Source organism: Psychrobacter sp. AOP5-GZ1-6, from assembly GCF_052376345.1.
In the GTDB taxonomy this organism is placed as follows: Bacteria; Pseudomonadota; Gammaproteobacteria; order Pseudomonadales; family Moraxellaceae; genus Psychrobacter.
In genome coordinates this window covers 14,972-28,218 of record NZ_JBQSVP010000012.1, presented here as the reverse complement: position 1 = coordinate 28,218, position 13,247 = coordinate 14,972, and the positions used below count along the sequence as shown (strand labels likewise).

Annotated in this window: 6 protein-coding genes; 2 read left to right on the top strand and 4 right to left on the bottom strand. The window is 39.3% G+C overall.

The annotated features are described in order from the left end of the window. Window positions 1–12 precede the first annotated feature (12 nt). The 3 genes from ACT3RN_RS03210 to ACT3RN_RS03200 are packed head-to-tail and all read right to left on the bottom strand — an operon-like array spanning window position 13 to window position 10,251. Window positions 13–5,805 (bottom strand): DEAD/DEAH box helicase, encoded by a 5,793-nt coding sequence (locus ACT3RN_RS03210; RefSeq protein ID WP_444518471.1) that lies wholly within the window; start codon window positions 5,803–5,805, stop codon window positions 13–15. Between the two features lie 9 nt (window positions 5,806–5,814). Next, entirely contained in the window at window positions 5,815–7,698 is a 1,884-nt protein-coding gene (locus tag ACT3RN_RS03205) for a hypothetical protein (RefSeq protein ID WP_444518470.1), read from the bottom strand. A 15-nt stretch (window positions 7,699–7,713) separates the two neighbouring features. Next, the gene (locus tag ACT3RN_RS03200; RefSeq protein WP_444518469.1) at window positions 7,714–10,251 is read right to left on the bottom strand and encodes a hypothetical protein; all 2,538 of its coding nucleotides are present in this window, start codon (window positions 10,249–10,251) and stop codon (window positions 7,714–7,716) included. A gap of 687 nt (window positions 10,252–10,938) precedes the next feature. Here ACT3RN_RS03200 and ACT3RN_RS03195 point away from each other — a divergent pair. Then, complete coding sequence (locus ACT3RN_RS03195; RefSeq protein ID WP_444518468.1) at window positions 10,939–11,412, top strand: hypothetical protein; 474 nt, start codon at window positions 10,939–10,941, stop codon at window positions 11,410–11,412. A 294-nt stretch (window positions 11,413–11,706) separates the two neighbouring features. Continuing rightward, window positions 11,707–12,417: a 3'-5' exonuclease gene (locus ACT3RN_RS03190; protein ID WP_444518467.1), complete on the top strand. Its 711-nt coding sequence runs from the start codon at window positions 11,707–11,709 to the stop codon at window positions 12,415–12,417. 46 nt (window positions 12,418–12,463) lie between these two features. Here the strand turns inward: ACT3RN_RS03190 and ACT3RN_RS03185 are convergent, their stop codons facing one another. Then, window positions 12,464–13,210, bottom strand: a complete 747-nt coding sequence (locus tag ACT3RN_RS03185) for a hypothetical protein (RefSeq protein WP_444518466.1) — start codon at window positions 13,208–13,210, stop codon at window positions 12,464–12,466. Window positions 13,211–13,247 lie beyond the last annotated feature (37 nt).

Sequence of the window (13,247 nt, the reverse complement as noted above, 5' to 3'; positions counted from 1 at the left end):
CACTATCTTTTTTTATTTAGACCTAACATTTTCAATAGCACTCATTAATCTACGATTCGTTTCAAAGGTATCAATGAACATTATAGAGTGGCTAGAATCTAAGGAATCGACAGTTTGCTTTAGTTCTGCACTCATATCCACTACATCCCAAAAAGGATGAACAATAACAAATGCTTCAGAGCTAGGCCCACTGGAGTTATGCAACACAACCGGAAGGTTTAATGGACCTACACTGATAATATCTCGTTTATACGGATCTAGGCGTTTGATATCATGTGCAGCAATTTTAGCAAGCTCAGGCCAATCTTTAAGCTCAGAATACTTCGTGAAATCTCCATCTAAACCCACTCGATGTGTAGGATCAAATAAACATCTTAAAAAACTGAGTCCTAATCGCCAATCTAGTAGACCATGGTATCCCCTATTACCATAGCGTTGAATGCAACGATAGCAAGAGCGATGACATTCCTCACGATGCTTACTTTCAAAAAAACTGCCAACCATAGGGTCTGATAAATCATTTAACATTGAGTCTATAAGTTCTACAACTAGAGGTGATTTTCCCTCTATATTTTTTGTTAATCTTTGACAGAAACCAGCGCCATTTACCAATGTATCAGCTATCTGCAAGATGGGCCTCTCTTCACGAAGCCTAGGCTCAAGAGGTTCGAACTCATCTGGTGATATATCTAAAGCTAGAGAAGCCCTCTGAACTATAAGCTGTGTCGCACTAATAGCCGCAGCCCTTAAGCTTGTCCCTGAGCGTTCTAATTGAGGTCCCAGTCTATCCATAGATAAACCATCCGCGATTGACAACATGCTAAGGTTTAGAGCATCTGTGCGCTTTTTTGAAAATAGCTTTACTTTTTGTACTTCAGGTAATTCTGGTTGTACCTGCCAAAGCTTTGAATATTTTTGAGCTTTATCTAATAATATCGCTTGATTTGGAACCTTATCAATATTTAATTTAGAATTTCCTTGGCAATATACCTTATTCTGAATTCTGTGAACCATCTCGTAGCTTTTAGAGTTTCCATCTACATCTAAAACCCCTCTATTTCTTCTGATAATATAAGCTTCTTTACCAGTTGCAAGTGATAAGTTTGTTCCTACAACTTTTTCCATCTGCATAGGTGCAATAATCGCTCCAGTTTCCCGTCTTATCATAGGATGAGGAGGTTCAGTGCCGTCAGACACTCGCGGTCGAAAATCAGTTCTAAATGCACTGGGTGAATAGTAGATACTAAAAGCTTCTTGGGGTATCTGTTGTTTACAATCGTCACATTTGATTCCATTATCACTTTGGGCAAGTAGCTTTAGTGCACCACACGTAGAGCAGTCAGCAATGCTCACTTTATCATTCCACCACTCTGCTTTAGGCTCAGGAATGAGTTTAGCACCACCACGCCTTAGCTGGACAAAACCTAATTGATCAGTAAAGCCGATACTTTCATGAATTTGTTTATCTCGAATCACCACTTGTCCTGGAGAAAACTCATAAATAGCGATATCAATTTCGCGATCGACAGAATCCCATTCAGACTCATTTTCACCAACTGACTCTAAATTCAAATATAGATTTCTTACTCTGGTCGGCATGCCAAACATTGGTAACAATCCGTTCTCAGCTAAGAATTGAGCCAGTCCCATTTCACGATTGCTACCTTCTTTTTCTAAGACATTGATCTCATCGATCAGTTTATCAGTTGTTAAGTAAGTTAAAAGATCTTGCTCTCGATTTACTACCCCCTGACCTAGAGTATTAGCTAGTTTTTCAGCGATTGGCTGGGTCTCTCTAAGTGCAATTGTTAAGCGTTGCTTCCAGCCTTTGACTTCGTCGTAGTAGTCAGTCGTTAGGATAAACTCTCCATGTATATCAGATTTCATATTATCACCTGGATAATTGCTATCATCTTCCCCCCTTAATAGTTTGAAAGCTTCTGTAAGCCAAACTTTTCTCAATAAACGCAAGCTAATATCTATGTGCTCTACTGTTAAGAAAGGCGGTGGTGGAGCATCTCCTGTGATTGCTTCAGGATGGCGAAAATAGTGCATATCATGACTACGACCTCGGCACAATGTCATTGCCAGAGAAAATGCTTGTCTACGTCGTCCAGCACGTCCTACACGCTGTTGATAATTAAAACGTTGAGGCGGCATGTTAGCTTGGTATACAGCTTGTAATGCACCGATATCAATACCAACTTCCATTGTTGTAGTAACTGAAAGCAAATCAATTTCTTGAGCTTTCTCTTTGATTGGATTGCTGTTATCATCAATCGAAATACCCCGAAAGCGCCGTAATCGCTCTGCGGGCGATCTTGTTTGTCCTGTCAACTCCTCGCAACGCAATCTAAATACAGACTGATCATCTGCAAAGGCTTTATCTAATCTTTTAGATATGTAGTTGCGTTCCCTAAGCTGCTGTGATTTGAGATTAGGTTCAGTAGGCAAGTGTTGGTGACAACGCGTACATATACCTGTACCACGATGTAAATGAGCTCTATTACAGGTAGTACATTCATAAACTGGATCTTCAGGTTTAGCAAGTTGAATAAATAAACTTTCGATTCGTATAATGCCACCTCGATGATTAAGCTTTTCCATTTCTTTTAAAATATCAGTCATTTTATCTTCACTGATGCCAGAGGCTTGTAGAAAATGCTTCACTCTTCTACTACTTATAGAGTAACCGCTCACCCACTCTTTAATTGAGTCCTGCTTCACCCATTTGTTGGCTAATACACGATAATTATCTGCAAAAACCCTTAAAATCGCATTAAGCTCATCTGAGTTCTGTTGATGTTGAGCTTCAAAACAAGCGTAACCAATTCCTGTTTCTTCCAAAGCAAAATAGTTACGCGCAAAAATAACATCTTCAATCAAAGTTTGTTGTGCTTTCGCCACTGCATTTTTTGCATCTGTAGTTTTCGTACCGTCAATCTTGTCATCCCAATAGATTGTTCCGTCCTGCTTCTCTTCAAAATAACTAAACCACTCATTGTGATTAATTTTTTCTACGCCGGTGTCATCTGTAGGGTGCACACCTATAGCAGTCATCCCCGCAAGCAGTGGCTGAGCCTTAAAACCTGTCTCGATAATACCTTTTTCATTTGTCTCTAAAATTGCTGCTAATGGGATACGATCAGGACTTAACTGATTTCTTTTAATTTTCTTTATTTTGTTATCAATTTCATCTGCTAAATCATAGTCCCCTTTTTTTTCTGCTTCTTCTCGCCTGGCTTTTAGAGTTTCGACATCCTCAACCAGTGCACTATTGATTAGTGCATCCACCAGAATCCTACGACGAGTGTCATTATGGTGATGACGTTCAATATCAATGGCTGTTTTAGCTGCATCTTGACGACTATCAGAAAATGCAATCACTTTAGGACTATTACCAGCTTGTTTAAGCAGTTCAAGAACTTCAGTAGCCAGCAATTGCGATGTTTTAGCAAAACCAGTACGAAAACTACGAATAGGTGATTTACGATATTGCTCACTACGGCGTGAATAATCAGCCCCACACGCAGGGCAGCAGTTTGGTGCTGCAGTCTTCTTACGTTGTTTATCTTTATCAGATACATTAATCATGTCGAAGAGTTGTCCTGAGATAAAATTCGCAGGGTTAGTTGGACTAGTTGAACGTAACTGACCATTGTATGGATCTAACGACATAGGAGCCCACGATTCTTTGTCATTATCACCTCGTTTGGCTGATTCTCTAGATGGCCAAAATAGAACAAACTCCTCGTGACTTAGGTCTTCAATACCCGAACCAACGCCAAACTCTGGAAGTTTTTCAAGGTCCTGCGTTTGAGGGAGAATTTCAATTGGCGATCTTGAGTTATTACGAGAAGCTTTTCCACGTAGCCCTCCAATAAACTCTGTATTACATCCCTCACATAAAAATAATTCAAATAGCCGCTGGTTACCTTTAGAAGTCTGGATATGACTAGTACCACTCTCAACCGACAACCCTTCATAAGCAAGCTGACCTTGTTGCATCATGGGTGCGGCAAATAAACCCTCCAAGCTTCTTAAAAACAGGTGCTCCCTAAAGGAGATTGCCTCTGATCCCTCTATATCTCCTAACCCTCTTATGATCATTAAACCACGTAAAGCTTTATGTTCTCGACTTTCACCAAAAATCCTTTCTGCTAACGTTGATATTGAGCGAGCTTTGGTTTTCCCCTCTTCATCTGTACAACTTGTTGCCAGTCTAGCAGCAACTTCATTCACCATGTCACTGGTTGCGTGAGATTGAGACAATCCTAAGGCTATTTTGCAAGCATCTAGTAGTTTCTCTAATTGCTGATCTCTGTCTAATTTATTCGTTAGCTGACCTAGATAGCGGCCATCTGGTGTTAGATAGTCTACCACTGCTATAAACGGTCTAGTATCTATACATTGTTGAGTAATGGGTTTAGGTATATCAGTATTGCCTGAAACAACAGCTTCTGCCCAGTCCTCAGGCTTTTTAGCTCCTTTACTATGACTATCTACATAAGTTCCAAACGGTCCAAAGAAGTCATAAAGATACCCCAAGCTTTGATCACCTTCAGTACCATCCAAGGGTAAAGAAGCACTAGACGCTAATATACGCAGCTTATGGCGATACTCTGTACGATCCAACCCCAGTCGGTTAATTAAAGTACGAATGAGAGCGGCCATTTCGGTTCCTGTTGAACCGCGTATTAAATGCAACTCATCCAAAACCAAGAAGAAGTAAGCTTTAGGATCCGTTTCAAGCCATTGTTTAGTCTTATCGAAGATTTGAGCATCAACCTCCCTAGAAAGCATTGCATTCAACATTGAAATATTAGTAATCAGTAAATCCGGTGGCGTTTCTTGCATGTCCCATCGTGTAACAAGTTCTGACCCCGTAAGAGATGGAAATAAATAACGTGTTGTATCAGTCTCAGGATTACTCCTATCATACGCCAATGCCTTTTCTTGATCATTCGCTAATGTCATCAACGTGGTCTTAGTGCGTTTTACACGGCGCTTAGTAGCTGTTTTTTCTTTTTCATCATCTCGTCGTCTTGGATGATTCAAATAACCAGGAACAGGGCTTGCACTGGTATAACGGCCAAAGAATATCCGATTACCATTGGCTCTTTTGTCTAATACTTCTATAGCCTCTGGCGAGTCTAACATAGTGCGTAAGCGCACCATTTGATCTTCTACTAGTGCATTCATTGGATACAAAATTAATGCACGCACTGCTTGTGGTCGATTACTGTCTTCACCTTTTCGGTGGTACTCAAACCTACTTCCTTCACGCCACCATTGGTGTTGCAAATAATCTGCTGGTGGCGGTCCCCATTGCGTCGCTTCTGCCATCAATTCTGCCAAAATAGGCAATAAAAATGACTCTGTCTTGCCTGAACCTGTACCAGATGCAACAATACCAGGATGCCCACTCTTTAAACCGCGTTGCAGCATTTGCACTTGATGAGCATAAGGTGAAAATACACTCTGTCGTGATAACTCGCCTGTGGCTGGTTTGCCAGGGAACAACCCAGAAAACATCATTTCAATGATAGCTCGGCGTTGCTCACGATTAAATTTCTTTAATGGGTTATCCTGACACTCATCATCTAAACAATCTTCCAATCGAATATTTGTTGATTGATAGCGTAAAATAGGCTCAATAAAAGGTTCTGGCATTAAATTGCCTGATTGTCGTAACAAGCGCTGCCTTTCTTGACTTAAATCTTCACGGCGTAATCGATAAACTGTATCTAAATAAGAAAGATAAAGCTCTAAAATGTCGTTGTAAGCACCTATTGGATCTAGCATATTACCCTCTTATTTATCTAATAACTCTTTCAGCCATAGTTGACCTTTTTCAAGTATCTCAGAGTAGTTCTCGCTAGCTACAGATACCTTTTGATAAGCAAGCTGTGTACATCTTTCTTGAGCAATTGAAAGCCGTTGTAATAACCTTTTGTCATACTCAACTTGATTATCAAATTTAAGTGGCGTACTAAATCTTGTTAATTCTGGCCACAGACGCTCTTGATCAATGAAATTATCATCAATAGTCGCCATAACAAGTAAATTACTTGGTCTTTCAGAGCTATATAAGACACTTATTAGACTTGGCAACCATAAATCTATGGCCGTCCGTTGTAAGCCATCAAGCCAAACTAAATGATATTGATTTGGGTTCGCTACTGCCGTTGACCACGCTCTCGCAAAACCAGTCTTAGTTCCTTGGTTTGGTTGCATCCATAAGTCATCTAAATTTAAGATATTTGGACCTAAACTCTCTCGAAAAATCACTCCACCCGTAACAATTTCTGCGTATTTAGGTATGAGAATTTCTGCTGAAATTGATGGTAAAAGAACAAAATCACCTGAGCGTAAAGCACTATCAAATAAATTAAGCTCTAATTGTGATATAGCTGCTTTCTCTTCAAATGCTTGAATTTTGGCATGAAACTCTGAATTATCGATATATGGAATATCATCTCTTCCTGATCCTCTCGACCATGGTGGTGTAGTAGAATCTATAGGCTTAATCAGCCTTCCTTGATCATGCAGAGCAATTTTTAGACGTTCTACAAGGGATACATTTTCTTGATTATCTAATTCTTTAATATCACCAAGTGTTTGATTAAGATGGCCAATTTCTACTAGTAACTGTTGATTCAAGCTTGAAATCTTTTGCTGTAACTCATCTTGAACGACTTTTTTATTTTCTAATATGCCTTGTTTTTCCTGGATATTTTGTTTCAAGCTCTCTTGTTGTGATAACAAGTCTGTTAGCTCTGACCTAATCTCTTGTTCAATAATAGGTCGTATCTTTTGATGATAGGCACTACTTGCTGCTTGTTGTGCTATCTCCAGCTTCTGCTGAAAAGGTTGCATGTTTGATAGAGTATCGACTACTTGTTCTGGCTCTATTAAAGACCTAGCAACCCTTTGCTTATATCCTTCTAACCATTCATGTGTATCAGTCCAATTTTGTTGTTTTGTAATGTTGAGTGCACGATCTAATAGACTAACTAAATCCGCCCGTTGCTTTTTAGTAGTAGCTTTTAGATATTCATCATAATTTTTTAGCTTGTCCAATAAGTCATTTAATATATCGACGTCTAGCTTCCACGTTATTTCGCGAATGAAATCGCCAACAGTCACATCAGGGACCTCTATAAACTGTCCTTCAAAAGTCTCTCCATCAAAGATGGAACTGTCAAAAGAATAAACTTCCACGTCTCTTGTTTTAGCTACATAACGACCATTACGAGGATGGGACATGACTTCGACAATGGCACATTCTGTGTCAGATAATGCAACGATAACTTCATTTGGTTCTGCATCGATAGCATCAATACTTCCCAAACCAAACTCTACTAACTTATAGCGTATTTGTTCTGTACTCATATGTCTATAATCAATAACGACTGTGGGCTTCTTCCGTTCCTCAATAATATAATGATCATGCTCTTTATCGGATGAATAATTGTTATCATCACTTATTCTTGGATTTAATTTAACAGTAAAAATAAGAAATTGTTTTTCAGCTACGCCATACAATGAAGGAGCAAAAACTCTACCGACAGGCGCTAAATCACTAGTCAAGGTTTGTTTTTTCCATTTACCATCAACTGCTTTTGCAATACCACTGATTCGTGTGTGAGGTCGAGGTGTATAATCAACCTCACCAAAATACCATTGTTCTGACACTTGTTTTTCCTCTTTTTAAATGTAGCTTATTCGGCTACCGCGACTACGTTGCTTTGCAATTTCCAGAATAAGTTTCTTTGGTTTAACTTTATTGTTACCTTGAATAGCGTAGCCAAATATAGCTTGCAATGTGCTTAATTGCTCCTCACCCACACCATATTGATACTGCGAACATTTTGATATAAGAGCAGGACCAGATTGCAGGGCAGTTAATTGTCGTAACCATCTAGCAACTGGCAACGGCAAGTGGCCATTTAAGCTCTGTCCTTTTAATATTCCATTATCGTATATAAAAACCGGTTTTTTAATTTTCCTTGCATACTCCAAAATTGCAATATTGCGTTGCGTCGTAACAAATCCCTGATCTTCATCAATAGCGTATACGTCCCTATCATCATCACGTGTAAACCTTCTCAACATTTTAGCGTTAGATATATTGTGGTTTAATGGAATAAACAATCCTGGCTCAGCTTTCCAAATGCTGGATAATTGACGTCCCATAACGGTTCTATTTTCTACAGGCCAACATTTTGGAGCTGTTTTTGCGACAATGTTTTTACCAATTTCAATATTCCACTGAAGTTCTTCGGCTAGCTTCTTAATTTTGTCACCATGCAAACTTATAACAGGGACTGCCCACTCCAACTGAGCATTAATATATATTTCAACACCCTGTCTTATAGCTTCAACTTTGAGTATTTCTAGTTCTTTATGAGCGATAGCACCCTCAACGATTGCGGTTAAACTACCTGTTAATACAATCTTTGGGGCTTGCACACGCCAAACGCGTCCCCGCCAACGCCCACTAAGATCTTGCTCTAGCCACCCTGCTTCCTCCAAAGAGCGTAGCACATCCCAGACCATGTATTTAAATTCAGGTTCTTGAGGTAAAACTGTCTGTAAGATAGCAATAATCTCTGATTCTGATCGAGGGGATTGTGCACGAGCATATAATGCTTCTAATGCATCGCACAGGCGATTAGGGAATACACCTATTGACATTACATTTTGGGTTTCAAAAATCGGTGTACCTAACTGATAATTAAGTTCTACCGACGCTTCAAACCCATTTTTCCTTTGTGGCCATGAGTCATTGAGTGGTGCATTATTAAAAAATTGGATTCTTTTTAATGTAAGTTCATCATACCCATCAATTTGTCTTAAGTTCCATTCTTTATCAATCAAGTCATCATCAATGATCGTAACGATATTATCCTCAATTTGAACCTTTAATGCTGGGTTTGTACTAAATTTACTACTAGGTTCAATTTTAATAATGGGTAAGTATCCTGAACGTGCCAGCCACTTATTACGTCCTAGTGGTATCCCTCCTTCAAACTTCAATCCCTTTTCTGATGTATTTTGCCCCGCTACCCCTTGACCATAGGTTATCTCTAAGGCCTTTTGTAATGGCATATTTTCAGAATAACACCACCTTTCGGCAATGCTACAAGGATGTTGAAACCGCTCAATGATTTCAGGGCGATTGGCTAGAATAATAGCTGTATCTTCTGCTTGAGGCTTTCTATCCTCTTGTGTCCATAGACCACCATGACGCTCAAATAGAACAATACAGCCGTTATCTAATAAAGCTTTAATTTGTTTTGGTATCCGAGGCATTTCTAAGAATTGTAAAAAACCCCCTTGCCAAAAAGGCACTTCTAAATCTTGACGTCGATTTCCTTTTGCTAAAACTACTTCTTCTAACTCATCACCATCCCATCCACCAAATCTGACCGACACCGACCATAACAAAGTATGTTTTTTGGGATTCTCTCGATTAATCTCAGATAAAATACTAAGTATTAACTGCCAAAAGTGATGGTTCTCTATGGCTTGAATGCTTTCATAGCGTTTTTTTAGGTCAGATAATTCTTGTTGCATCAATACTGGTAATTCACCATAATAATCTTCATCTAGCTCGACCAATAAAGATATTGAACTTTCGAACGCTCTATAGCTTAGTTTTTTTAAAACATTTTTTAGTTGCTTTCGATCATCGCGAGAGGGGTAAGCTAACTTTACGGCATAGCCAATAACCGTCATATTCCCTATATCTTTAGGCAAAATAATTTTTCTATAACTCTTACCTTGCTGGACTTGATTACCTATCCATCTTGATAAAGCCAACCATAAACTATTAATTCCGCTTACACCTTGCTCGGCACCTTGGTCATCATCTAGCAAAGCTCCTAGTCGCTCTCGATATTGATTACTATCTCCCGCATTAGTAGTGGTAGCAGCCACAAAGCAAGATAATATCAAAAAATGAAAATTACTATAGGCTTTTGCTCCTTGAATCTCATCTACTTTAGTTGATAGAAAATCTCTTACTAATTTCCTAGTAAAAATTGACATGAATGCATTTTGAATATCCTCATCGGAGTATCCATTCATACCTATCGCATCTGCTAAGCCTGCTGGAGTAACGTCCAAATTAGTTAAGTCTGAATTGCCATATGGACCTTCTGTACTTAAATAATGTTGCTGTAGAGAAGTAATCCATTCTTTCTTTGTCAAACTAGCAAGAGTCGTTTGCATTGCTATGGTCACAGTGACTTATCCTTACATACTATTTAATAAATTCGCAACGTTCACTTCAATACTACCGTACTTCGACTTTCGTTTATACAAGGTTATGAGCTATGCTGAAGAAACCGTAGAGATAAACTTGGTAAACTAACGACTCGATAAGGAGTTTACAATGACCAAGAAAATTCAGAGCTACACTACAGTACGGAATTCAAAGTAGAAGCTGTCAAAAAGATATCAGATAATAACGGTAACTTGAGGGCGACTGATCGGCAATCGGCAGGTAGGAATAGCCGTGCAATTGGGAGAACAAAGCTAATGAAGTCAAGCTTACGGGCACTAAGCCGTAGGATCCCGCACTCATGGCCATTATAGAAGAGAATAAACGTCTTGAACGCAAGCTCAGCGCAAGACGAGCAATACATTCTAGATGAGGAAGGATAAAGCGAAGCACTGCTTCTTCCCAAAGCAAGATGAGAGCTATGCTCGAAGTCACGGCGTACTTTGCCAAGCACATATCATGAAATACGCCTTTATTGGTTCAAGAAAACACGACTGTATAGCACGATTGGTTATGTGTTACTTTTTGAGTTTAAAAAACGATATTATGATAATTTAATCCTGTTAGGTAGTGGTGGCAGTATTGCAAAAAACTATGAAATACAAAAGCGGTCGCAGTGAGCGCTCATAAAACAAGAGATGTATAAAATGAAAAAGTTGATGTTAGGGTTGGTTGCTATAATGATTTCGTTTGGGGCTAATGCCGAAAAATGGGACTACTCATCAGGTGATGATGATTTTGGCAGAAGTTTTGTGGCTGCGTCCATTGCTTCGGACAAGGACGGTTTTAGCATCGTTATCTCTAATATAATTGGATCAGGCTATGAGGTGTCTATTGGCATCCCTGATGAATACACTGCATCAGATTGTAGCCTCACTAAGTGCGAGATAACGCTATCAGCCAAGGATAAAAAATCTAAAACATTTTCGACAGAGATAGATGGGTTTGGCAATGGGTGGGTTGTAGAAGAACAACAAAAGGCATTCCTTGCTTATTTTGAAGGTAACAAAGCAGTTAGGTTGAAAGCGCCTGTTAATAAGATCTCAAAGACGGTCACTTTTACTCAAGAAAAGCGCCTAAGCTCTACAGATTTAGAAGCCAAAGGCAAAAAACGCAAGTAACCTAATGCTTATTGTGGGGGTATAACCTAGCCCTTTATTCAGGGAAATAAAGCTAGGTGATGCTTTAATAAAAACTCAATGATACTTGTAGCCTTCAATGGGTGTTGATAATCCTCTGATTAGAACTGTAGATTCAATCATATAACGGATTCTGTATTAGCTAGGCGCATACCACCCCCAGCAGAAATAATTATTTTACCCTTCAAACCTATTAATAGACCACTCAAAATAGACTGATATAATGGAACTACTTATACCAAACTGCTAAGCTCCTCATATTTACTAAGGCTAATTATGACCACATACATACTAGACACCGAAACCACAGGGCTGAGTGAGCCACACATGACTGAGGCCGCCTACTCTATTGTTGATGTCATTAATGGTAAGGTAAATGTATTGCAGGCACCAAGAGCGAAGCGCTTCAACCCTCTAAAAGAAATCAGCTTGGGTTCTATGGCAATATCTCATATCTGTGATGAAGATGTGGCAGACGAACCACCTCATACAGACTTCAGCCTACCTAGCAGTGTTGCGTATTTGATTGGTCATAATATCGATTTTGATATGGCTGTTCTTAAAAATGCGGGCGTAACTCATACCCCTAATCTGATTTGCACCAATGCAATGGCTAACTTCCTGCTTCCTACGCTTGAGAGTCATAAGCTAGTATCCCTCCTTTATCATTTTCATCGTGATATAGCGCGTGCTCAAGCAAGAGATGCACATGCTGCCATTGCTGACATTTACTTTACTGAGCTGGTGCTAGGTAGTTTGATTGATTTGGCGAATAGCCAAGGTCATGAGATAAATGATGTGGAAAGCTTATATGAATTTAGCCAAATGGCGCGTATACCTACGCATTTAAGTTTTGGTAAGCATAAAGGTGAGGCTATTGCAGATTTAGCGACTCATTCGGATGGTGCTGGATATTTGAAATGGCTATTGAAACAAGATACGGTTGATCCTTATTTGGCTAAAGCTTGTAAGAATGCTCTAGAGTAGTGTGCGTAAATATAAGTAGCATCAAGCTAGCGCTTTTATTATTCGCCTATTTTGCCTGTTGTATTCCCTTATATAATTGACGCCGACGCTCTTGCGCCGCGTTATAGCGATGAGCTTTAGCCAGCTCAATCTCTTCATGAGTTTGGATTAGTTCAGACGGCATCATCAGCGCCTCATCCATATTGATCGTATCGACATACATAGCATTACCTGTGAGAATTGAGCGCAATACTTTATTGGCATTAGTTTCATGAAGACTTTCAATCACAGCAATGCATCTATCAACATCTGCTAACTTTAGCTTAATCATCATTTGGGCATCGTAATAAGACTTAGAGTGGCCATTACTTGCTGCCAAACACCATAGAGCCACTAATATTTCAGGGCTAGCGACAGGTACATCAGCCACACTAAATATCTCTTTAGGTATGGGCTGACTCAATGTAAGACCTTTATGGGCGCTTTGGAATGAAAGTTCGAGAGGATATTTTTTAGTCTCATCACTTTCATCTTTGACAGCAATGATGAGCTGTTGGTAGGCATTCCATATAAAATCAATCTCATATTCTTTAAGAACGCTTTCAAGTTTATAGCAGTCACTTTCAGAGACCATGAAATTAATATTAGTGGTCGCACGAGAAGGTGCGTACTCTGAGTATGCAACCGTGCCTACGATGACATACTCAATGTTTTCTTCTAACAGAACATAGATGAGCTGTTTAAATAACTTTTGGTATTTATTCATTCGGCTATCTGATTCAAACAATCTTAAAAATGCCATTGACTCACTCATATCTACCCGCCAAGTTTTATATCATTTATCGTCAGTT